Origin of the sequence: Variovorax sp. PBL-E5, assembly GCF_901827185.1 — a bacterium.
Lineage (GTDB): Bacteria > Pseudomonadota > Gammaproteobacteria > Burkholderiales > Burkholderiaceae_C > Variovorax.
Window position 1 is genome coordinate 290,290 of the sequence record NZ_LR594673.1, and the last position, 22,224, is coordinate 312,513.

At 66.0% G+C, this 22,224-nt stretch carries 23 protein-coding genes; 9 read left to right on the forward strand and 14 right to left on the reverse strand.

Translation table 11 applies throughout. The features are described 5' to 3' along the window. Positions 1 to 8: 8 nt before the first annotated feature. Genes WDLP6_RS33290 through WDLP6_RS33305 form a run of 4 tightly spaced genes read right to left on the reverse strand, consistent with a single transcriptional unit; the run spans position 9 to position 3,755 of the window. Positions 9 to 803 (reverse strand): ABC transporter permease, encoded by a 795-nt coding sequence (locus WDLP6_RS33290; RefSeq protein ID WP_162571924.1) that lies wholly within the window; start codon positions 801 to 803, stop codon positions 9 to 11. Then, positions 800 to 1,651, reverse strand: coding sequence for an ABC transporter permease (locus tag WDLP6_RS33295; RefSeq protein WP_162595565.1), 852 nt, complete (start codon positions 1,649 to 1,651; stop codon positions 800 to 802). Before WDLP6_RS33295 ends, WDLP6_RS33290 begins: the two co-directional genes overlap by 4 nt. After that, positions 1,648 to 2,727 (reverse strand): ABC transporter ATP-binding protein, encoded by a 1,080-nt coding sequence (locus WDLP6_RS33300; RefSeq protein WP_162571926.1) that lies wholly within the window; start codon positions 2,725 to 2,727, stop codon positions 1,648 to 1,650. The genes WDLP6_RS33295 and WDLP6_RS33300 overlap by 4 nt, the downstream gene beginning before the upstream one ends. Before the next feature lie 2 nt (positions 2,728 to 2,729). Then, positions 2,730 to 3,755 carry an ABC transporter substrate-binding protein gene (locus WDLP6_RS33305; protein ID WP_162571927.1) on the reverse strand — a complete coding sequence of 342 codons (1,026 nt, stop codon included), beginning with the start codon at positions 3,753 to 3,755 and terminating at the stop codon, positions 2,730 to 2,732. A gap of 190 nt (positions 3,756 to 3,945) precedes the next feature. Between WDLP6_RS33305 and WDLP6_RS33310 the strand changes: the two genes are divergently transcribed. After that, a complete protein-coding gene (locus WDLP6_RS33310) occupies positions 3,946 to 4,467 on the forward strand; it encodes a MarR family winged helix-turn-helix transcriptional regulator (RefSeq protein WP_232077693.1) in 522 nt (173 codons plus the stop codon). A 19-nt stretch (positions 4,468 to 4,486) separates the two neighbouring features. Here WDLP6_RS33310 and WDLP6_RS33315 read toward each other — a convergent pair whose 3' ends face one another. Further along, positions 4,487 to 4,924: a hypothetical protein gene (locus tag WDLP6_RS33315; RefSeq protein WP_162595568.1), complete on the reverse strand. Its 438-nt coding sequence runs from the start codon at positions 4,922 to 4,924 to the stop codon at positions 4,487 to 4,489. A gap of 35 nt (positions 4,925 to 4,959) precedes the next feature. Continuing rightward, on the reverse strand, positions 4,960 to 5,910 hold the full coding sequence (locus WDLP6_RS33320; protein ID WP_162571930.1) for an alpha/beta fold hydrolase: 951 nt from the start codon (positions 5,908 to 5,910) through the stop codon (positions 4,960 to 4,962). A gap of 319 nt (positions 5,911 to 6,229) precedes the next feature. Here WDLP6_RS33320 and WDLP6_RS33325 point away from each other — a divergent pair, with 319 nt between their 5' ends. The 3 genes from WDLP6_RS33325 (at position 6,230) to WDLP6_RS33335 (ending at position 9,394) form a co-directional block, all read left to right on the forward strand. Further along, the gene (locus tag WDLP6_RS33325) at positions 6,230 to 7,438 is read left to right on the forward strand and encodes an IS110 family transposase (RefSeq protein ID WP_174259955.1); all 1,209 of its coding nucleotides are present in this window, start codon (positions 6,230 to 6,232) and stop codon (positions 7,436 to 7,438) included. Positions 7,439 to 7,793: 355 nt separating this feature from the next. Then, entirely contained in the window at positions 7,794 to 9,155 is a 1,362-nt protein-coding gene (locus WDLP6_RS33330) for an acetyl-CoA carboxylase biotin carboxylase subunit (protein WP_162595809.1), read from the forward strand. Between the two features lie 17 nt (positions 9,156 to 9,172). Further along, on the forward strand, positions 9,173 to 9,394 hold the full coding sequence (locus WDLP6_RS33335; RefSeq protein ID WP_162595569.1) for an acetyl-CoA carboxylase biotin carboxyl carrier protein subunit: 222 nt from the start codon (positions 9,173 to 9,175) through the stop codon (positions 9,392 to 9,394). Positions 9,395 to 9,510: 116 nt separating this feature from the next. Here the strand turns inward: WDLP6_RS33335 and WDLP6_RS33340 are convergent, their stop codons facing one another. After that, positions 9,511 to 10,236, reverse strand: a complete 726-nt coding sequence (locus WDLP6_RS33340; protein ID WP_162595570.1) for a GntR family transcriptional regulator — start codon at positions 10,234 to 10,236, stop codon at positions 9,511 to 9,513. A 65-nt stretch (positions 10,237 to 10,301) separates the two neighbouring features. Further along, complete coding sequence (locus tag WDLP6_RS33345) at positions 10,302 to 11,342, reverse strand: hydroxyacid dehydrogenase (RefSeq protein WP_162595571.1); 1,041 nt, start codon at positions 11,340 to 11,342, stop codon at positions 10,302 to 10,304. A gap of 147 nt (positions 11,343 to 11,489) precedes the next feature. Between WDLP6_RS33345 and WDLP6_RS33350 the strand changes: the two genes are divergently transcribed. The 4 genes from WDLP6_RS33350 (at position 11,490) to WDLP6_RS33365 (ending at position 15,065) form a co-directional block, all read left to right on the forward strand. Continuing rightward, entirely contained in the window at positions 11,490 to 11,780 is a 291-nt protein-coding gene (locus WDLP6_RS33350; protein WP_162595572.1) for a UxaA family hydrolase, read from the forward strand. Further along, positions 11,777 to 12,937 (forward strand): UxaA family hydrolase, encoded by a 1,161-nt coding sequence (locus WDLP6_RS33355; RefSeq protein ID WP_162595573.1) that lies wholly within the window; start codon positions 11,777 to 11,779, stop codon positions 12,935 to 12,937. The genes WDLP6_RS33350 and WDLP6_RS33355 overlap by 4 nt, the downstream gene beginning before the upstream one ends. 36 nt (positions 12,938 to 12,973) lie before the next feature. Next, positions 12,974 to 13,951, forward strand: coding sequence for a Bug family tripartite tricarboxylate transporter substrate binding protein (locus tag WDLP6_RS33360; RefSeq protein ID WP_162595574.1), 978 nt, complete (start codon positions 12,974 to 12,976; stop codon positions 13,949 to 13,951). An 82-nt stretch (positions 13,952 to 14,033) separates the two neighbouring features. Beyond that, on the forward strand, positions 14,034 to 15,065 hold the full coding sequence (locus tag WDLP6_RS33365; protein ID WP_232077696.1) for an Ldh family oxidoreductase: 1,032 nt from the start codon (positions 14,034 to 14,036) through the stop codon (positions 15,063 to 15,065). A gap of 59 nt (positions 15,066 to 15,124) precedes the next feature. Here the strand turns inward: WDLP6_RS33365 and WDLP6_RS33370 are convergent, their stop codons facing one another. From WDLP6_RS33370 to WDLP6_RS33395, 6 genes are read right to left on the reverse strand one after another with little or no spacing between them, the layout of a single operon-like run. Further along, on the reverse strand, positions 15,125 to 16,717 hold the full coding sequence (locus tag WDLP6_RS33370) for an acyl-CoA carboxylase subunit beta (protein ID WP_162595576.1): 1,593 nt from the start codon (positions 16,715 to 16,717) through the stop codon (positions 15,125 to 15,127). Positions 16,718 to 16,732: 15 nt separating this feature from the next. Further along, positions 16,733 to 17,965 (reverse strand): CaiB/BaiF CoA transferase family protein, encoded by a 1,233-nt coding sequence (locus WDLP6_RS33375; protein ID WP_162595577.1) that lies wholly within the window; start codon positions 17,963 to 17,965, stop codon positions 16,733 to 16,735. Further along, on the reverse strand, positions 17,965 to 18,948 hold the full coding sequence (locus tag WDLP6_RS33380; RefSeq protein ID WP_232077698.1) for a Bug family tripartite tricarboxylate transporter substrate binding protein: 984 nt from the start codon (positions 18,946 to 18,948) through the stop codon (positions 17,965 to 17,967). The genes WDLP6_RS33375 and WDLP6_RS33380 overlap by 1 nt, the downstream gene beginning before the upstream one ends. Before the next feature lie 32 nt (positions 18,949 to 18,980). Continuing rightward, entirely contained in the window at positions 18,981 to 19,712 is a 732-nt protein-coding gene (locus WDLP6_RS33385) for a GntR family transcriptional regulator (protein ID WP_162595578.1), read from the reverse strand. A gap of 30 nt (positions 19,713 to 19,742) precedes the next feature. Then, positions 19,743 to 19,925 carry a hypothetical protein gene (locus tag WDLP6_RS33390; protein WP_162595295.1) on the reverse strand — a complete coding sequence of 61 codons (183 nt, stop codon included), beginning with the start codon at positions 19,923 to 19,925 and terminating at the stop codon, positions 19,743 to 19,745. Then, entirely contained in the window at positions 19,891 to 20,682 is a 792-nt protein-coding gene (locus WDLP6_RS33395; RefSeq protein WP_162595579.1) for an IclR family transcriptional regulator, read from the reverse strand. The genes WDLP6_RS33390 and WDLP6_RS33395 overlap by 35 nt, the downstream gene beginning before the upstream one ends. Positions 20,683 to 20,795: 113 nt before the next feature. Here WDLP6_RS33395 and WDLP6_RS33400 point away from each other — a divergent pair, with 113 nt between their 5' ends. Next, entirely contained in the window at positions 20,796 to 22,199 is a 1,404-nt protein-coding gene (locus tag WDLP6_RS33400; protein ID WP_162595580.1) for an FAD-dependent oxidoreductase, read from the forward strand. The last annotated feature ends 25 nt before the right edge of the window (positions 22,200 to 22,224 follow it).

Genomic DNA, 22,224 nt, shown 5'->3' on the forward strand with positions numbered 1-22,224 from the left:
CTTCGGATTCAGACGTGTTTGTGAAAGCCGGTCCAGCGTTCCGCCAGAAGCAGCACGATGCCGGTGAAGACGATGAGCAGGGTCGAGACGGCCGCGACACTGGGATCCACGCCCTGCTCGACCGAGGTGAAGATCTTGACCGGCAGCGTGGTCTGGCTCGCGGACAAGAGAAAGATCGAGACCGGCACGTTGTCCAGCGAGGTGATGAAGGCGAACAGCCCGCCCGCCACCAGCCCCGACTTGACCAGCGGCAAGGTGACCAGCCGAAAGCTCGTGAAGCCGTCGGCGCCCAGCACCTGGGCTGCATCCTCGAGCGCATCGTCGACCGAGGCAAGGCTCGACAGGCAGGCACGCACCACGTAGGGCACGGCGATGACGACGTGCGCGAGCCAGAGCCCGATCGAGTTGCCGCGCATGCCGGTCAGCGTGTAGTACTGCAGCAGCGCCACGCCCAGCACGACGGAGGGCAGGATCAGCGGCGCCATCATCACGGACGTGAGCGCTGCTGCGGCCGGAACCATCTTGCGATGCAGCGCATAGGCCGCCGCCAGGCCCAGCACCAGCGCCGCTGCCGTCGCCGCGCAGGCGAGCCAGAGGCTGGTCCAGGTCGCGCTGAGGTATTCCGAGTCGCGCAGCACCACGTCGAACCAGTGCAGCGTGAGTCCCTGCGGCGGAATCGTCAGGTACGCCGTCTTGCTGAAGGCCGCCAGCATGACGACCAGCACCGGCAGTTGAAGAAAGAAGATCACGCCGAAGGCCGCCGTCGCGAGGACGCGTCCCGGGCCGCGCTCGCTCGTTTTCACGCCGTGCCTCCCCAGCGCTTGAGCACGCGGCTCGACAGGCCGATCACCAGCAGGGTCATCGCGGTCAGCGCGAAGGACATCGCCGCGCCGCTGGGCCAGTCGAGCGTCTGCAGGAAGTCGTCGTAGACCATGGTCGCCATCACCTTATAGGTCGGGCCGCCGAGCATGCGCGGCGTGACCAGCGCACTGATGGTCAGCACGAAGACGAGGATCGAGCCGGCCAGGATGCCGGACGCGGTCATCGGCAGCGTCACCGACCAGAACACGCGCGCCCGGCTGGCCGCGAGCGTGTAGGCCGCGGCCTGGACATCCTTCGAGATCGCCTGGATCGCCGGCACCAGCATCAGCACCATGAAGGGCAGGAAGATGTGCGACATACCGACCAGCAAGCCGAACAGGTTGAACATCATCTTGATCGGCCGCTCGATCAGGCCGACGTCGACCAGCAGATTGTTGATGAGTCCCCGGTTGGCCAACAGCGCGATCCAGCCGAAGGAACGCACCACCAGGTTCAGCAGCATCGGAAAGATGACCAGCATCGTCAGCGTGAGCCGCATCCTCGGCCCCGCGTTCGCGATGTAATAGGCCAGCGGATAGCCGAGCACGAGGCAGATGGCGGTGACGCCGAAGCCCAGCACCAGCGTGCGCACCACCACCTCGCGGTAATAGCTGTCGGTGACGATGCTGGTGTAGTTGGACAGCGTCCACGTCGCGGAGATGCCGGTGCCCGGCAAATAGTCGTGCAGGCTCAGCGGCAGCATCAAGAGCACCGGCGCGACGAAGACGAGCAGCAGCAGCACGAGCAAGGGAGACGCGAGCAGCAGGCCCGGGAGTCTCGACCGATTCATGCGGCCTCCGCGCGCTTCTCGTTCACGTACACGTGCATCGGATCGACCGCGAGGCGCACCGGCATGCCGACATCGAGCGCGGCATGGATGCCGCTGGATGGCGCCTCGGCGATCAGCTCGACGGTGCCGAGCGACACCACGTACTGCACGCGCGCGCCGACGAAGGAACGCAGCGCAACCCTTCCCTCGAGCGCGGCGGGCTCGCCGGTGCCGGCGAAGCGAATGTCCTCCTGGCGCACCACGACGTCCACCGCAGCGCCGTCGGCCATGCCATCGGACAAGGCGGTCGGCAGCCGGATGCCGTCCGCCAGTTCCACCATCGCGCCCGCGGCGCCGACCCGCTTGAGGGAACCCGACAGCCGGTTCGGCCGTCCGATGAAGCTGGCGACGAAGCCGGTGGCCGGACGGTGGTAGATCTCCTCGGGCTTGGCGAACTGCTGCACCACGCCATGCGCCAGCACGCAGACGCGGTCCGACATCGACATCGCTTCGCCCTGGTCGTGTGTGACGAAGAGCGTGGTGATGCCGACTTCCTTCTGCAGCCGCTTGAGCTCGATCTGCATCTCGTCGCGCAGCGAGGCATCGAGGTTGGACAGCGGCTCGTCGAACAGCAGGATGCTGGGCCGCGGCGCGATCGAGCGCGCGACCGCGACGCGCTGCTGCTGCCCGCCCGAGAGCTGGCGCGGCAGGCGTGCGCCATAGCCCACCAGCCGCACGCTCGCGAGCGCCTCTTCGACGCGCCGCTTCAGGTCGCTGCCGTCGACGCCCTGACGACGCAGGCCGAAGGCCACGTTCTCGAACACGCTCATGTGCGGGAACAGCGCATACGACTGGAACACCAGCCCGATGCGTCGCTTGTTGGTCGGCAGCGCCGTCACGTCCTGGCCGTCGATGAGGATGCGGCCGCTGGTGGGCTGGATCAGCCCTGCCACCATGCGCAGCACCGTCGTCTTGCCACAGCCCGAGGGCCCGAGCAGCGAGATGAATTCGCCGTCCTGCACCGAGAGCGAGACAGACGCGACGGCCAGCTGTTCGCCGTATCGTTTTTCAAGCCGGTCCAGCGTGAGAGATGGCATGTTCAGCGCGCCACTTCGCGCTGCCAGCGCTTGGACCATTCCGGCAGGCCCTTGGCGACCGCTTCCGGTTCGGGCAGGTAGAGCTTGTCGAAGGTCTCGCGGTAGGGAACGATCTTGGCCGCCTTGTCCGACACCGTCGCCTTGGTGTTGACCGGGCCGGCATAGCTCTTCTCGGCGAAGCAGGCCTGGCCGTCGCGCGACAACACCTCGTCGATGTACTTCAACGCCAGCTCCGGCGACTTCGCGCCCTTCGGGATCACCAGCGCCGGAAGAATGCCGACCGCGCCCTCCTTCGGATAGGCGACCGCGAGCGGCAGGCCCTTGTCCATGGCCGCGCCGGCGCGATCGGGATACCAGACGGCGATCGCGATTTCCTTGCGCTCGAACATCGACACCAGCTGATCGGCCTGGGTATAGAGCGTGACCGAAGCCTTGGCGAGCGGCTTGATCGCTTCGAAGCCCGGGTCCATGTTGGTGAGCGTGCCGCCCTTCATGCGGTTGAGCGCGATCAGCAGCTGCGCGCCCGAGGTGCCGCTGATGTCGCCGATCGCAAGCTTGCCGGCGTACTCGGGCTTGTACAGGTCGTTCCAGGACGTGGGCGGCGTCTTGATCTGCGTCGGGTCGTAGACGATCAGCGTGGCGCTGGTCTCGAAGGCCACGTACTGGTTGTCCTTGTCGAAGGCCTTGGGCGAGATGTCGGGCGCATTGCTCAGCTTGGACTTGTCGAGGGTCTCCAGCAGCTTTTCGTTCTTGAGCTGCGCGGCCAGCGAGTTGTCGATGTAGACCACGTCGAAGTCCGACTTGCCGCCCGTCGCGCGCACGGCCGCCGCGAACTGCGACGAATTGCCGAGCTTCAACGTGACCTTCGCGCCCGTCTTCTTCTCGAAGGGAGCGATGTGGCAGATCTTGGAGTTGTCGGCGAAGGAGCCGCCGAAGATGCCCACCACCAGATCCTCGGCCTGGGCTGCGCAGCAAAGAAAGGCGGTGACGAGCCCGAAGGCCAGCGTACGTGAAAACCCGTGGTTCATGGAAGCTCCTGGTGAAGACGCCGTCGAAGCGCAGGCCGCTTCGATGTGAACGCGCCGGCCCGGAATCGGGTCGGCGGGACAAACTTTATCTTTCGCAAAAGATAAGTGCAAGACATTTATGATCGCGCTGGGTTGTTACGCCGCGCCGCATCCGGGATCGGCGCCGCGACGGCCCGAGAAAGGTCTGCGGATGGAACACGAGAAGAACGATCTGGTGGGTCGCGGCATTGCGCTCTGGGCCAGCGAGCGGCCGGACCTCGACAGCAGCGGCAAGGCCGTGGTGGGCCGCCTGATCCGCCTGGAAGAAGTCGTGCTTCGGTCGCTCAACGCCGTCCTGCAGCCCTTCGGATTGAAGTACCAGGAATACGCGGTGCTGGCGACGCTGCGCGTGTCGGGACCGCCCTATCGCCTGACGCCGTCGCGTCTGCAGGCCACCTTGCTGTTCACCTCCGGCGGCCTGTCGAACCTGCTCAAGCGGCTGGAGCGCGATGGCCTCGTGCGGCGATCCACGGATCCGAGGGACGGACGCGGCGTGCTGGTCAGGCTGACCGCCAGGGGTCAGCGGCTGGCCGACGAGGCGATGCCCCGCCACGCCGCCGCCGAGCTTCGCCTGCTGCGCATGTTCGAGCCGCAGGAACGCGCGGCCCTGGCCCGGCTGCTGAGCGTGATGATGGTCGGCAACGCGCCCGAACTCGGGCCCGCGCCGGGATGAATCCGCGCGGCGCCCAGGCCTATCGCCGGCCGCTGCGCAGTGCCGTGATCAGCAATGCGGTGAGTGCCGCACCTGCGGCGGCCGCACAGAGCGCGGCGCGCACCGGCTCGTCGGCGATGTAGCGGGCGCAGTCGGCCTTGGCGTCGTCCACGCGCTCCCTGAAGCTCCTGATCTTTCCGCCGGCCGCGTTCACCGCATTCCTCGCATAGGTCTTGCCGATCGCGGCGGCATCCTTGCCGATGTCCTTCGCATCGTTCGAGAGGCCTCTGACCGTGTCGAGCGCCTCGGCCGCCGTCGCCTTCGCGTCCTCGGCGTTGGCACCGAGCGAGCGCAACGTGTCCTGGCCGATCCGCTTGCTTTCCTGGGCATAGCCCTGCAGCGCCTCGAGGGCTTCGCGGCGGGTTCTTTGCGCTTCCTGCGCGAGCTGGGACGGTGTCTTCGGGTCGTCGGGCGGCATGGCGTTCTCCTTGGATGCAAACGGCGCGGCGGGCGCTACGGCACGTCGTTCAGGCCGGTCGCATCGAGGCGGCCGATCAGTTCCATGCGCTGCAGCGGTTGGAGGTTCGCGCCCGCGGCCGGCACCACGCGGGTCAGGAATTCGACGACCGCCTTGCCGAAAGCATCGTTCCGGTCGCCCGCGACCATGTGGCCGGCGGAGCCGACATTGACGAACTCGCTGTCCGGCGCCATCTCCAGGAATTCGCGCACGCCCTGGTCCGTCAACACGTCGGACTGGCCGCCGCGCACCAGCAGCGAGGGCACCTTGAGCGCACGCGCACAGGCCTCCAGCCGGGTCTGCCTGAGCTTCAGGTCGCGATGTCCCTGCCTGAACCGCGGATCCCAATGCCAGTGGTATTTGCCGTCGGCGCCGAGCCGCACGTTCTTGGCCAGGCCCTGCAGGTGCGTGGGGCGCTCGCGATGAGGCTGGTAGCTGGCGATGGCATCCGCCACCTGCTCCAGCGAGTCGAAGCCCTCGGGATTGCGCGACATGAAGGCGTTGATGTTCTGGACGCCCGCCGCCTCGATGCGCGGCGCGATGTCGACCAGCACCAGCGCCCTGGCATCGACGAAATGCTCGCCGGCCGCGACCAGGCTGGTGCCGCCGCCCATGGAAGCGCCGACCAGCACGGGGCGCTGGTTGCCCAGTTGGGCCAGCACGCATTGCAGGTCCTGCACCATCACGTCCTGGCCGTAGGCGCCGTCCGCCGCCCAGTCGGAGTCGCCATGGCCCCGGGCGTCGAAGGCGACTGCACGATAGCCCGCGGCGCCCAGGACTTCGCCCGTGCGCTTCCATGCGTGGCGAGTCTGGCCGCCGCCATGCTGAAGCACCACCAGCGGGCCGGAGGGATCGCCCCACGAGTCGCCGGCGAGGCGAACGCCTTGCATGCCGGTCCAGTAGTGCATGGGCTGCGGCGTCCCGGGCAATCGTTCGCCGGCGCTCATAAGGCAACCTCCGCCCTGCGGGCTGCGGTGCGAGCTTGCTTGGGGCGGCCCGGCGCGGCGCTCATAAGGCAACCTCCTGCTTGACGCTGCCTTGGACAGGTGCTGAGGTGGCGATCCGACTTCCGTGCCCTCGTGGTGACTGCCCGCGGCGCTGGCTGTTCGACAGCCCGCATGAGACCTGCAGCACCCGAGGTGCCGGAAGGCCACGACGGGCCACCGGATGTAGCGCTACGCCTACCCAGCCAGAGCGCCAATTTATGAGCGTCCCGCCATGCCTTCCGACACGGACAGTCTTAACCCAAACCGATGGAGGTTGTCCATGACTCGTAGTGTCTTTGTCGGCCTGGATTGGGCCTACCGCTCGCACGCGGTGTGCGTGATCGATGCTCAGGGCAGCGTGCTCAAGCACTTGACCATCAGCCACGACGCCCAAGGACTGGGCGAGCTGCGGCACGCGCTCGCTGCCTTCGGCAAGGCCTTGCCCATCGCCATTGAACGGCCTTCGGGCCTGATCGTCGATGCCCTGGTTGAAGCCGGCCATCAGGTCTTTGCAATCCACCCCAACGCCGTCAAGGCCAGCCGCCCACGCTACCGCAGCACCAACGCCAAGAGCGATGCGGGAGATGCCTTCATGCTGGCTGACTTGCTGCGTACCGACGGTCATCGCTGGCACGCTTTGCAGCCCCAGTCGGCGGCTATCCGCGGCTTGCGCGCCCTGGTGCGCACACGCGACGATTTGGTGACCACGCGCGTTCGCCTGGCCAACCAGCTCACCGCACTGCTTGATGCCTATTGGCCTGGCGCCGCCTGCATCTTTGCCGCCGTCGATTCGCCCATTGCACTGGCCTTCATCGAGCAGTGGCCTACCGCGCGCAAACTCACCGCCCGCCAGATCGCCGCCTTTTGCAAGCGCCATGGCTACAGCGGCCGGCGTTCGGCCGGTGTCTTGCTCGAGCGCCTTCAGGCTGCCGCGCCAAGCCTGTGCGAACCCACGCTCGCCCAGGCCCACGCTACGGCCGCCTTGGCCTTGGTGGCCGTGCTCAAGCCCCTGAGCGTCCAGATCAAGGCCCTGGATGCACACATTGCCCAAGCCATGACCGCGCTGCCGCAGGCCATCTCGGTGATGTCGCTGCCGCGCGCCGGTTGCATCTGCGCCGCCCAGATCCTGGCCGAATTGGGTGACGTACCTGAGCGCTTTGCCAGCGCCCAGCAGCTGTGCTCCGAGGCAGGCGTCGTACCGGTCACCTACGAGTCCGGCAAGAGTCGCGCCGTCACCTTCCGATGGGCTTGCAACCATCGCCTGCGTCGAGCCATTACCTGCCTTGCAGACAACTCTCGTCATGCCAGCCCATGGGCTGCCAGCGTCTACAACGCCGCGCGCAAGCGCGGTTGCGATCATCCGCACGCAGTGCGCATATTGGCTCGCGCCTGGACCCGTGTGCTCTGGCGCATCTGGACCAACGGCACTCTCTACGACCCGGCCATCCATTCCAGCGCTTGTCGCATCGAAATCTCTCAAGAGGGTTGACACCGGATGTCTCATGCAAGCCCCTTGCATGTTGGCTGCTGCTTCGAAGAATTCATGCCTCAAGGATAGCGGCTTTGCCCGTTTTGCCGTCCGCCGGCCCGAGGGCACCGGCGCCTCATCTCATTTCGAACGCACGAGACGATGCAGCCGCAAGCGGTGCCGGTGCGCGAGCGCGGCCTTCCCTCGGAGAATGAGCATGTCAGAAATTGGCAGCATCTTTGTTTACAATAATGACTACATAAATGAAGCAACGAAGTTATCATTCGAGCCCGATGAGAATTCCCGGAGCCATCTGCCACGGCATCACGCGACAGGGCATCGGCCATCCACCCAAGCACCACGCACAGAGGAGCGCATGTTCAACAAGGTCGTCATCGCCAACCGCGGCGCCGTCGCGGCACGTGTGATTCGCGCATTGAAGAAGCTCGGCATCCGATCGGTCGCCGTCTATTCGGAAGCCGACGCAGGCTTGCCCTATCTGGCCGAAGCGGACGAGACCTTCTGCATCGGGCCGGCCGAGCCCAAGGCCAGCTACCTGAACCAGGATGCGCTGCTCGACGTGCTGAAGAAGTCCGGTGCGGATGGCCTGCATCCCGGCTATGGCTTCCTGTCGGAGAACGCCGGCTTCGCACAGCGCGTCAATGCCAGCGACGCGCGCTTCATCGGTCCGAGCCCGGAATGGATCGAAGCCATGGGGCACAAGACCCGCGCGCGCGATCTGATGGCCCGGCACGGGCTGACGATGGCGCCGAGTTCCGGCCTGCTGAACGGCGACCCGGCCGCCGCGCTGAAAGCAGCCGAAGCCATCGGATTCCCGGTGCTCGTGAAACCCGCGGCGGGTGGCGGTGGCATCGGCATGGTGGCGGCCCATGACGCGGCCGAGCTGGTACAGGCCATCGAGCGGGCCGGGTCACTCTCGGAGCGCAGCTTCGGCAATGCGGAGATCTACCTCGAGCGCCTGATGCTCCAGCCGCGCCACATCGAATTCCAGATCCTGGCGGACCGCCATGGCAATGTGCGGCATCTGTTCGAGCGCGACTGCTCGATCCAGCGGCGCCATCAGAAGGTCATCGAGGAATCGCCCGCACCGCTGCTTCCGCGTCCGGTCGCAACCCGTGCCGGCGACGACATCGTCGAGGTGCTGCGCAAGCTGCGCTACGACGTGATCGGCACGGTGGAAACGCTGTTCGGCGGAGGCGCCGATTTCCAGTTTCTAGAGATGAACACACGCCTGCAGGTCGAACACGCGGTCACCGAAGAAATCACGGGCATCGATCTGGTGGTTGCACAGGTTTGCCTGGCCGCAGGGGAAGGGCTCGATGAGGTGCTGCCACCTGTCATCGCGACCAGAGGCCATGCGATCGAAGCCCGCATCTACGCCGAAGACCCGGTGCGCTTCTTCCCCTCGCCCGGCACGCTCAAGACCCTTCGGTTTCCGGCCGGCGAAGGCATCCGTGTCGAGACCGGCTTCGCCGAGGGCTGCAAGGTGACGCCTTACTACGACCCCATGATCGCCAAGCTGATCGTGCATGCCGACGACCGCGCCTCGGCCATCGAGCGCCTGATCGGCGCGCTCGACGCCACGACCATCGAAGGGGTCAAGCACAACATTCCGTTCGTGCGCAGGGTCGTCGACAGCGAGGAATTCCGTGCAGGCCATGTCCATACCGGACTCGGCGCCGACATCCTGGCCCGTGCGGCCCGGAAATCTGCTTAACTCCAAGGAAACAACACATGGCACGCACCGAAGTCGTATCGGAAATCACCGGCAAGGTCTGGAAGATCCAGATGCCCGAAGGATCTCAAGTCGCTGTCGATGACTCGATCCTGATCGTGGAATCCATGAAGATGGAAATCCCCGTCGTCAGCACCGCTGCAGGCCGGGTCGTCGAAATTCGAGTCAAGGAAGGTGACTCCGTCGAGGATGGGCAGGTCGTCGCGGTGATCGAGGGCTGAGTTGCTGGCGCCGACATGAACGCCGTTGCCACCATCTCCTTGACGTCGCTTCACCCGGCGGCGCACCGCGTCCAGGCGCCGGCCGCACTCGGCACTGCGCGCACTTCGAGCCCCCTTTAGATCACCTTCACGTCGACCACCAGAGTGAGCTCCGAGAACAATGCGCCGTAGATGCGTTGCAGCGACAAGGGCCGATCGCGCACTGTGTAACCTCGCAGTTCGAGCATGAATCCCTTGGCGCCCGCCCGGCTGCCGATGAATCGGCCAACGTCGGCGTCGAGCGGCTCGAACGCCATGCGCTGCTCGATGCGCATGGTTGGCAGGGAAAGGCGCTGTGAAATCAGCTCGCGCAGATTGGTGTCGTCGCGCGGTTCGTCATCGCGAAAGAGTGCATCGAAGTCCTTGCGGCGAAGAAAGAGCTTGCTGAGCAGCGCGAAGCGGCCATCCACATCGACCCAGCGCTCGATGCAGACGATGGAGCACGCGGCACCGAAGAACTGCGCCACGCCGTCGGCGGCCGTGCCAACGTGCCAGTCGATCAGATGCCAGTACAGCGGAAGATTGCGATCCTTGGCGTCGCGAAAACGCAGATAGCGGGTGTCGATCGACGCGCCGAGGCCGCGCACGAAGCTGCCGCGCCCATGCTCTCGCGTGATCGCACCGCGCTGTGCAAGCACCTGCATCGCACGCTGGACCGTGCCAAGACTGATGTCGTATTTCGAAGCGAGCACCCTCTCCGAGGGAAGGCGGTCGCCGCTCTTGAGCCTTCCGGCGGCGATGTCCGAAATGATGATATCTACGATGGCGCGGGCTTTGGAGATGACGGGAGGAGAATCTGCCATGTCGGAATCGAAGGATGGCCCCGACTATAAGACCCTCGCCACCACGCCGGCCTGGCTCGTGTCGGTCAGTGAATCGGTTCGAGCCTGGTTCGGGCTTCGTCCCAGACGTTCGGGTTCACCAGGTGCGCAGGCCGCCTTGCAGAAAGCGCATCGAGCACTTGCCGCACAGCCGAATGCGCGAGCTGATACAGCGCGTCGCCGGAGAGTCCTGCGATGTGCGGCGACAGCAGAAGATTCGGCAAGGCGAAAAGCGGCGTTGTCGAAGACAGCGGCTCGTCTTCATAGACGTCGAGTGCTGCGCCTGCGATCCATCCCTCCTGGAGCGCGCGCACGAGAGCCGCCTGCTGCACGACCTTGCCGCGCGAGGTATTGACGAGAAACGCACGCGCTTGCATCTGGCGCAGTTCGGCTTCGCCGATCATTCCGCGCGACTGCGCATTGAGCTCGCAATGAAGCGACACGACGTCGGATCGGCGGAGCAACTCGTGGAGATCGGGCAGCAGCGTGACGCCAAGATGTTCAGCAAGCTGCGGCGAGACATGCGGATCGTAGGCAATGACGTTCATGTCGAACGCCGCCCTGCACTTGCGTGCCATTTCCGATCCGATGAGTCCCAGCCCGACGATGCCCAGCGTTCGGCCGTGCAGATCCATGATGTCGAGCTGCGTTCGCCGTGGCCAGGCTTGCGGTTCGCGCACGGCGCGCGCGCATTCGAACAGCCGTCGCGCCAGCGCGAGCATTGCGCCCATCGCATGTTCGGAGACAGGGAGAGTTCCGAGCCCGGGATTGTTGACCACCGCCACGCCATGGCGCGTGCACGCATCGATGTCGATCGAGTCAGTCCCCCGGCCGGAGGACGCGACCACGACGAGACGAGACGCCTGGGCCAGCACGAGGTCATTGACCGGAAACGGGTATCGGACGATTGCACCCTGAGCGTTCATGAACGCCTCGGCGATCTCGGACGAACTCGGGTTGTCGAGCACTACGACGTCGACGTGTTCGCGCAGCAGGTCAAGCGCCGTGGAATGGTAGATCTCGCCGATCAGGGCGACAGTCTTGCGTCGGGTATCGATGTCTTTCCTGCGCTGCGTGGATGGGTCCATGGTGAATGCTCTTTGGTTGTGCCGATATCGGGCGGTCTCGATTTCGTGATGCAGGGGCTGTACATCCGCTGCCATCCGTACCTATACTATCTCAACTGCTACATAGCAGTGAAGCGCTTCGAAGTGAACACATGGAAGGAGACATCAATGGCCAGAGCCATCATCTTGAATCCCGACGACAACGTCGCGACGCTCGTGGACCCGGGCAGCGAAGGCGATGAGGTCGCACTGAGTGGGGAAGGCAAAGGAAGCGTCCGGCTTGTCGCACCAGTCGACTACGGACACAAGGTCGCCACGCGCGATATCGGCAAAGGCGATCCGATTCTCAAATACGGCATCGTCATCGGGCGCGCGACGCAGTCCATCCGGACGGGTCAGCACGTGCACCTGCACAACGTCGAGGCGCTGCGCGGCCGCGGCGACAAGGAGGCAGCATGAGTCGCAACACATTCTGGGGCTACGCACGGCCCGACGGCTCGGTGGGGATTCGCAACCTGATCGCGGTGATCTCGGTCATGGACAACTGCAATCCGGTGACACGTGCCGTTGCGCAGGCAGTGCAGGGCACCGTCTACCTTCCGGGTTCCTTTATCCGCGGGCAGCTCGGCAAGGATCGCGAGATCACGCTGCACGTCACGGCCGGACTTTGCCGCAATCCGAACATCGCAGGCGTCGTCGTGATCGGCCTCGAGCCGCGCACCACGACAGAACTGGTAGAGCTCCTCAAGCCCTCGGGCAAACCGGTCGTCTCGGTCGACATGCAACTCGCCGGCGGGACGATCCATTCGATCGCCGCGGGCACGCAGGCGGCGCTGCATCTGGCGCGCGAGGCATCGAAGCAGCGGCGCCAGGAGTTTCCGCTGTCGCGTCTTCACATCGGACTCGAATGCGGCGGCTCGGACACGACCTCGGGCCTGGCGTCGAATCCCGCGATCGGCGTGGTGGCCGACGCGATCATCATGGCAGGCGGCACCGCGACGATCACGGAAACGTCCGAGTTCTTCGGTGCCGAGGCCTTGTTTGCCGAACGCGCCGCGACGCCCGAGGTCAGGCAGAAGATCCTCGACACCATCCAAGGCCACGAGAAGGACATCATGGCGCTGGGCATCGACCTGCGCGGATCGAACCCGTCGCCCGACAACATACGTGGCGGCCTGACCACGATCGAAGAGAAGGCGCTCGGCGCCATCGCGAAATCGGGCAAATCCCAGGTCATCGACGTGCTGAACTACGGCCAGACGCCGACGCAGACCGGCCTGCATTTCATGGCCGGTCCGGCGCCGGCGGTCGAATCGATCACTGGGCTCGCATCGGGAGGATGCCAGTTGTGCCTGTTCTCGACCGGCGTCGGCAATCCGATCGGTCACCAGGTGACGACCGTCATCAAGGTCAGCGGCAATCGCAATACGCTCGCAGCCATGCCGGACAACATCGACTTCGATGTATCAGGCGTGCTGGAGCGCAACGAATCGATCAAGGACATCGGCACCCGCTTGCTCGACTACGCGATCTCGGTCGCGAATGGCGAGATGACGACTTCGGAACTGCTCGATACGCGTGAGTCAGCCATCAGTCGCTTCGGCATATCGATGTAGCCGGACTTTTTGCAATCCACACCAGGAAGTCGGTTCATGATCAATCGTCGCCACTCCATCGCCGCGCTCGGCGCGTTCTCCACGATCCTTACTCGCGCGGCGTTCGCGCAGGACGTCTTTCCTTCGCGGCCCGTCAGGCTCGTCGTGCCCTATCCGCCGGGCCAGGGGGCCGACATCTTCGGGCGCATCGTCGCCGAGAGCCTCTCGCGGAATTGGACCCACGGCGTGGTCGTCGACAACAAGGGCGGCGGCGGCGGTGTGCCGGGTGTGATGTCGGTCAAGCTTGCCCCGCCCGACGGCTACACGCTGCTGGTCGGCGGCAGCCAGGCCATGACCGTGAATCCGAACATCTATTCCAAGATGCCCTATGAGCCCTTGAAGGATTTCTCGGCGATCACAGGTCTTTACGTGGCACCGCTGATTCTGGTGGCCAATCCGGACAGCGGCATCTCGAGCCTGGGTGAGCTGGTCGCAGCCGCCAGGAAGTCGCCCGGCCAATTGAGCTACGCGTCCGCGGGCACCGGCACTTCGCAGCACATGACGGCCGAGCTCTTCTGCCATGTCGCCAACATCAACATGGTGCACGTGCCCTATCGCGGAAGCGGACCGGCGATGACGGATCTGCTCGGTGGCCAGATCAAGATCATGCTCGACGGCCTGGCTTCGTCGCTGCCACACGTCATCTCGGGCAAGATTCGTCCGCTGGCCGTCACGACACCCCAGCGCGTGCCGCAGTTGCCCGACGTGCCGACCATCGCCGAACTGGGCTATCCGGGTTTCTCGGGTATCGGCTGGGCAGGCCTCTTCATGCCGGCCGGTGCGCCGGCAAGTCTGGTCGAAAAGATCAGCGCCGATGTGCAGGCCGTGCTCAAGGCGCCCGAGATGCAGAAGCGCATCGTCGATCGCGGCGCCATCGCCGACCCGAGTTCACCGCGCGCAACCACCGATTTCGTGCGCAATGACACGGCCAAGTGGGCCGAGGTGGCGCGCGTCGCCAACATCCGGATGGATTGAGTCGGCGCGAGGGCTTTGCCGACCGATCTCGATATCAGAGGACTCGATGAACCCTGGATGCTTTAGCGAAGGCTATTTCGCCATGGCCGCGCTCGAGGAATTCGTCGCCTCGATCCTGCAGCGCAAGGACATGCCTTCCGACGATGCGCGCTGCGTCGCCGCTTCGCTGGTTCGAAGCGAAGCGCGTGGATGGAAGACGCACGGGCTCTCGCGCGTCAAGTCGTACGTCGACATGCTCGACGAAGGACTTTTCAACCCCGTGCCTGCCATGCATCACACGGTGCTGCGCGGCGGTGTGGTCTTCGATGCCGACGGCGCCATGGGCGCGGTAGCGGCGCGAGATATCCTGGGTGCGGCCCGCCATGCGCTGCGCGACAGCGCGAGCGTGCTGGTCGTTGCGCGCGACGTCGGCCACCTCGGCGCGCTCGGCGTCCACGTCCTTGCGGCGGCGGAGTCAGGCCTGTTCTGCATGGCCGGGCAACAGACGCCGAGGCTGCTTGCGCTCGAGGGTTTCGAGCGCCGCGCCATCGGCAACAACCCGCTGGCATTCGGTTGCCCGCTGCCCGACGCACCGCCGCTCGTTTTCGATATGGCATGCAGCAAGGCCGCGCGGGGACACATCCTGCTCGCTGCACGCGAAGGCCGGTCGATCCCACCGGGATGGGCTGTCGATGACGAGGGCGCTCCCACCACCGACGCGAGCCGGGCGCTGCACGGCGCCTTGCTGCCGGTCGGCGACGCGAAAGGCCTGGGCCTCGCAATGATGGTCCAGGTGCTCGCTGCATCGCTGTCGGCCACCGAAGCGTCGAACGCACGCGCCGCGCCGTCGTTGCGCGAGGGCGGCGGCACCAGCCGGGTCGGCGCGTTCTTCTGGTTCGTCGACCCGGATGCCTTCGGGAGCCGTGCTGCATTCGACGAGAGCATGTCGGACTGGACCGGCTACTTCATCGGGTCGAGTACGCGCGGCGCCGCGCGGCTGCCTGGGCAGCGCGGCGCCACGCTCGAAGAACAAGCGCGCAAACACGGCATCGCGCTGTCGGCACCCGTGCAGGACGACCTGACGGCGCTGGCGCAACGATTCGAGCTTCCTTTCGCGGCGCCGCGAAGGGCGTAAGACACCGGCCATCAAGACCCGTCGACCGGCCGCACCATCACGCCACGCGCTCGGACGAATCAGGGACGCACGCCGCCCCTCAGCTTGGGTCCGAGGCTCGTCTTCAGCCGCAACTGCGCGGCATCGATGAACCGGCACAGGTAGCCGCGGGTGTCCCGCGGATCGATGACGTCCTCCACACCGAAAGCCTCGGCGGTGCGCATCGGCGAGGACAGCGCGCGCAATTCGTTCTCGAGTTCGCGCTCCCTCATCTTCGGGTCGGCCGCCTCGGCGATCTCACGCCGGAATGCCGCCGCCACGCCGCCTTCGATCGGCAAGGAGCCCCACTCCGCGGATGGCCACGCGAGCTTGAGCCCGATGCCGTTCTTGTCGGTGGTGGCCATGCCCGCCATGCCATAGCACTTGCGGATGACGACGGTCACCATCGGCACGGTCGCCTGCAGGCTGACATAGACGCTGCGCATGCCTTCCCTCAGCGTGCCGGCCATCTCCGCGTCCTTGCCGACCATGAAGCCGGGGACATCGACGAGGAAGATGAGCGGAATGTGGAAGGTGTCGCAAAGCTCGATGAAATGGGTCTGCTTGCGTGCAGCTTTCATGTCCATGGCGCCGCCATAGACCATCGGATTGTTCGCGACGATGCCGACCACCTTGCCGTTGAGGCGCGCGAGCGAGGTGATGACCGCCTTGCCGAACGACGGCTGGATCTCGAACACGGAACCCGTGTCGACGATCAGTCCGATCAGCTTGCGCATGTTGTAGGGCTTGCGCCGATCCCTCGGCACGATGGACGCGAGCTCTTCCTCTCGCCGGCCGATCGGATCCGTGCCGGCGAGCATCGGCGGCAACTCCCAGACGTTGGACGGCATGTAGGAGAGATAGCGCCGGATCATCTCGAAGCACTGCGCTTCGTCGATGGCGACGTTGTCGACCAGTCCGGCCTGGTCGACGGCCGTCTTGGGCCCGCCCAGTTCTTCCTTGGTGATCTTCTGGCCAAGCGACCGCTCGACGACCGGCGGGCCGGCCGCAAAGATGTGGCTCGTGTTCTGCACCATGACCGACCAGTGCGACAGGATCGCGCGGCCGGCAGGGCCGCCTGCTGCGGTACCCAGAACGGCACTGACGACCGGCACGGTCCCCATCAATGCGACGGAGGTTTCGAACCCGTACACGCCGGGGAACACCGTATGGCCGCGCTTCTTCTGCGAGGTGACGCTGCCGCCGGCGCCGTCGATCAGGTTGACCAGCGGAATCCGGTATTGAAGCGCCAGTTCTTCGACGAAGCCGCCCTGCCCGCCCTTCTTCCGGTCACCGCTCCAGCTGGAGCCGCCGCGGATCGTGAAGTCCTCGCCGCCGACCGCGACCGAGCGACCATCGATCGCCGCCAGGCCCATCACATAGGGCGCGGGCGTCACGCCGGTGAGAACGCCTTGCTCGTAGTGGCCCTGGCCGGTCAGCTTGCCGACTTCCTGGAACGAATCCGCATCCGTCAGATTGCCGATCCGCTCCCGGACCGTCAGGCGCCCGGCTGCATGGTGACGCTCGACCGCGGCAGCGCCGCCCATCTGCGTGGCGTAGGCCGCGCGTTGCGCAAGTTCCTCAAGTTCCTGACTCCAATCCAGGGTGCCGGTGATTTCGTTCTGATGAGACATGTGATTTCCAAAAAGCTACGCCGCCATCACCGCGCAGTCGCGGATCAGGTTGTCGATTTCGTCGTCGTGAAGGTCCAGCCACTGCGCGAGCACTTGCCTGGTGTCCTCGCCGACGCGATGACCCGCGTGCCGGATATTCCCGGGCGTGTCACTCAGCTTCGGTACGACGTTGGCAACGGTGACATTGGCCCGAAGTTCGCTCGATGGCACCGAGGCGAGCATCTCGCGCGCGCGAAAGTGCGGGTCCGCGAAGACATCGGCGATGGTGAAGATGCGGGTTGCCGGCACGTCGGCCTCCACCAGCGCGGCTTCGACCTCCTCCAGCGCGTGGGCGCCGACCCAGGTCTGTATGTGCCGGTCCACTTCGGCGGCATCGAGGACACGCGCCTTGGCCGCCTTGTACATGCCCTCGGCTGCGAGTTCCGGTCGACCCATCGCATGGCACAGCCGCTTGAAGACCGAGTCGGCCATGGCGGTGATATGGATGTGCCGCCCCTCCTTCGAGGTGTAGAGATTGTTCGGCACCGAGCCGGGCAGCTCGGATCCCGTTCGCTGCGCGATGACGCCGAGCCGGTTGTAGGCCGGCACATGCGGCTCCATGAAGCTGAATGCGCACTCGTACAAGGCGGCGTCGACGACCTGACCCTTGCCCGACCTCCCGCGCGCATCCAGCGCGACCATGGCACCGAATGCCGCGTAGAGGCCGGCGACATAGTCGCCCAGCGATGTGTTCATGCGCGCCGGCGGACGGTCGGGATCGCCGGTCAGATTGCGCAGACCACTCATGGCTTCGCCGATGACGCCATAGCCCGGACGGGCGCTGTAGGGGCCGGTCTGGCCGAAGCCGCTGATCCGGACCATCACGATGCCCGGATTGACGGCGCGGAGATCCTCGTAGCCAAGGGCCCATTTTTCCAGGGTGCCAGGCCTGAAGTTCTCGATCACGACGTCGCACTTCTCGGCCAGCCGTCGAACGATGTCCTGGCCGTGTGCCGTGCGCATGTCGACAGCGATCAAGGACTTGTTGCGAAAGATGCTGGCGGCGTACAGCGACGCCGAGCCTTCGACGCTGCCCATCGTCCGGACCGGATCGCCTTCGGGCATCTCGACCTTGATGACCTCGGCCCCGAAATCGGCGAAGAGGCGTCCGCAGAAAGGACCCGCGACGGTGGAGCCGAGTTCCAGGACCCGATAGCTGCTCAGGGGGCCGCGGCCGCCGCTCTTCTCTCGCTCTGAGCAACTCGTCATCACTCGGCCTTGATTCCGGCTTGCTGGGCCACTTTTTTCCACTTCGCCACTTCGTCGTGCACCACCTGCGCCATCTGATCAGGCGTTCCACCCGAAAGCTGGAGCCCCCCATGGGTGGCCAGGCTCGTTCGCACGCTCGCATCCTTGAGCACCTCGTTCAGTTCCTTGTTGAGCTTGTCAACAACGTCCTTCGGCAGCTGTGCGGGACCCATGAGGCCGAAGAAGATCGATGCATCGAAGTTCGGCAGGCCGGCCTCGGCGAAGGTGGGCACGTCGGGGAGCACGGGCGATCGGGTCTTTCCCGTCACGGCCAGCGCGCGCACCCGGCTGGTCTTCACCGACTGCGACGCCAGCAGGACGGTGTCCATGAGCACCTGGACTTCGCCGGCCATCAGTGCCGCAGCGGCCGGAGAGTTGCCGCGATAGGGCACATGGGTCATCTTGATGCCGACTGCATGGCTGAAGAGTTCGGCAGACAAGTGCGTCGATCCGCCATTGCCCGAGGAGCCGAAGTTCAACTGGCCCGGTCGCGTCTTTGCGTACGCCACGAACTCGCTCAACGACCGTGGCGGAAGCGACTCGTTGATCAGCAGTACCGTGGGCAGCGAGCCGATGAGGCCGACGGACGTGAGATCTTTCTCGACGTCGAATTTGAGGTTGTGATAGACGGCAGGACCGATCGCCAGCGCACCGGAGACGGTCATCAGCGTGTAGCCATCGGGGGCGGCTCGGGCGACCGCGGCGGTGGCGATGGTCGATGCCGCGCCGGTGAGGTTCTGGACAACGATGGGCTGGCCGAGGCGCTCGGAAAGCTTCTGCGCAATGACCCTCGCCACGATATCGGTGGCACTCCCGGCGGCGAAACCGACATACATGGTGATCGGCTTGGATGGATAGGCGCCTTGTGCCTGCGCAAGACAGAAGGCGGATGCCATCAGCAAGGCGGCGAATGCCTTGACCACCGAATAGATTCTCGAACTCATCCTTGTCCCTTTGCAAATTGAGCAATGCAGGCTCAGATGACGACCTTGTGGTACTGGCGAATGCACTCGGCCGCGTCGCGCAGGCTCAGTTTCCGCAGCCGTTCGGCCTCGGCGGCATCGCCGCGCTGCATGGCCTGCAGCACCGCGCGGTGTTGCTCCAGACCGCGCTCGGCGCGCCCGGACAGCATGATCGATCGGCGAATGATCATCTGGGTGCGCTCGAGAATGCTGTCGAGCATGTCCTGCGCAACCTCGCTCTTCGCAGCGTCGAACACGCGGGCCCGGAACATCTCGTACCCGGCCATGAACGCATCGAAGTCGCCCGCTCGCAGATACCCGATCATCGGGTCACCGAAGAGCACGCAGAGTTCATCCCAGTGGCCCTTCGGGCTGCGCTCGGTCGCCAGCCGCACGCACAGTCCTTCGAGGGCCTCGCGCGCCTCGTAGATCGACATCACCTGCGCGAGATCCAGGCGCATCACGACAGCGCCCTTGTTGGGAATCCGCTCGACCAGCCCGCGCTCTTCGAGGGTGGACAGCGCTTCGCGAATCCGGGGCCTGGGGACGCCGAACTCGATCGACAGATCCACCTCTTTCAACTTGCTGCCGGGCGGGAGGTCGTGGTTGGCGATGCGGCGTCGCAGTTCCTGTGCCACGTCGACGCGCACGACGGCCGGTTTGACAGCCTGCTTGACGGTCGGCTTGACCAGCTTGATGCCTGATTTGGACGGACCAGCGGAACCCTGGGTGCGCGAACTGGACATGTGAATCTCCGTTGAAGCGCGATGATATCTTTACGTCATCATTTTTGGAATCAATTTTGTAAACATTTTTGAAATACTTAGAACAATGGCAAAAAGAGGTCGTTGTGGCGGGCGGCCGTCGACCGCTTCAAAGCCGCCGATGTCCACAGGGCAAAGCGCTTCCACCGCCTGGATCGATTCATCCGAGCGCCGTCCAGCGCGCGCCGATGCCATCAGCCTGCTGCCGCAGCAAGGGCACCAGCCGTTTCGCGCGCGCCGCGGGCAGCCGGTTGGCCATCGCATTGATGCTGAGCGCCGCGAGCGGGCGCCCGTCCGGCGACAGCACCGGCACCGCCAGCACATGCGTGCCGGGGATGACGCCGGCGTCGGTGAATGCATGGCCCTGCTCGCGCGCGCGGCGGATGCGCTCGCGCAGCACGGTGACCGTCGTGCGATGGCGTGCGAGCCGGGGCGCGATCCGGGCGATCAGTTCCTCGCGCTCGCCGCGCGGCAGGAACGCGAGCAGCACCACGCCGCCCACACCGACGCCGAGCGGCAGTCGCGCGCCGATCGAGACGCCGATGACCTGGATCGGATAGCTGCCCGTCAGCCGCTCGATGCAGATCGAATCGGTCCCGCTGCGCAGGGTCAGCACGGTCGAATCGCCGGTCTCCCTGCAGACCTTCTCCAGGAAAGGGGCTGCCGCGGTGCGGATCGGCAGCGGCGACGAACGCGCGATGCCCAGCAGCGAAGCCTCCCTGCCGATCACGTAGCGCGGCGGCGATGGCGTGCGCTCCGCCAGGCCTTCCTCGACCAGCACCTGCAGCATGCGGTGCGCCGTCGCGCGGGTGAGGCCGCACTGCAGCGCGACTTCGCTCGCGCGCGCGCCGCGATCCTGGCCGGCGGCCAATGCGCGCAGCACGGCGACCGCGCGGCGCACGCTTTGCGCGCCTTCCGTGTTGCCGGCAGCGGCATTCGAGGCCGAAGACATGCCCATATTGTGAGACAAAGCTGTGTTCCGGCGCCTTCGCCGGCGCACCGGCTTCCTACGATTCGAGGCATCCGCTGCATACGGCCGGCGGAGGCGCAACCAGGAGACAGCGCATGAGAATTCGAGAAGGCCACGACGTTGTCGTGGTAGGCGGCGGCACGGCGGGCGCGATCGCCGGCATCGCGGCGGCACGCACCGGCGCCCGCACGCTGCTGGTGGAACAGTACGGCAGCCTGGGCGGCGTTCTGACGCTGGGCATGTCGCTCAAGGGCGTCAACGACGGCGAGGGCTTCAAGGCGCTCGGCGGCATCGGCGAGGAGCTGATCGAGCGGGCGCGCGCGCTCGGCGGCACGACCGTGGTCTCGCAGCATCCGCGTCACGGTTCGATCATGGGCCAGGATCCCGAAGCCATGAAGCTCACGCTCATCGAGATGGTGAAGGAGTCTGGCCTTCACCTCCTGCTGCACAGCTTCCTGGCGGACGCGCTGGTGGACCGCGGATCGATCCAGGCCGTCCGCGTCGCCAACAAGGCCGGCCTCGAGATCATTCCCGCGCACTGCTTCGTCGACTGCACCGGCGACGGCGATCTGGCCGAGGCCGCGGGTGCCGACGTCGTCCATGGCCGCGAGGCCGACGGCCGGCTGCAGCCGGTGTCCGCGATCTTCAGGGTCGGCGGCATCGATCTCGACCAGACCTGGGCCTACCTCGAGGCGCATCCGGAAGACGGCGAAGCGCCGCCCGGCTATGTCGGCGACGCCTACAGCGTCGCGGCCTTCCGCAGCAAGCCGGGCGTCGGCATGGCGGGCTTCAAGTCGCTGATCCGCAAGGCACGCGCGGCCGGCGACTACCACATCCCGCGCGACGACATGGGCTTCAATCCGCTGGTCGGACGGCGCGAGGCGACCATCAACATCACGCGCGTGCACGGCATCGACGGCACGGACCCGGACGACCTGACGCGCGCGGAAATCGAGACCCAGCTGCAGATCCTCGAAGCGCTGCGCTTCCTGCGCAAGTACGTGCCGGGCTTCGAGGCCTGCTACGTCGTCTCCAGCCCGTTCCAGGTCGGCATCCGCGAGACGCGCCGCATCCGGGGCAGCTACGTGCTGACGCCCGACGACGTGCGCGCCGGCCGCGACTTCGACGATCAGGTCGCGCGCGGCGCCTACCCGCTCGACATCCACGACGTGGGCCAGGCCGCGGCCGCGGCCTCGGCCGGCGGCCAGGTCGAGGGCGGCGGCACCGACCTGTCGATGGTCCGCCGTTCCTACGGCATCCCCGCGCGCTGCCTGATCGCGCGCGGCGTGAACAACCTCGTGGTCGCGGGTCGCGCGCTGTCGGCCACGCACGAGGCCGCAGGCTCCGCGCGCGGTCAGCCGGTGTGCATGGCGACAGGCCACGCCGCCGGCGTGATCGCGGCGCTGTCGGCACGCGACAAGCTGCCGCCTTCGGCGCTGGACAGCGCAGCGATCCAGTCGGTGCTGCGGCAACAGAAGGCCGTGCTTCGACGCGGCTGAAACCTGGCCGCGCGAGGACGCGGAC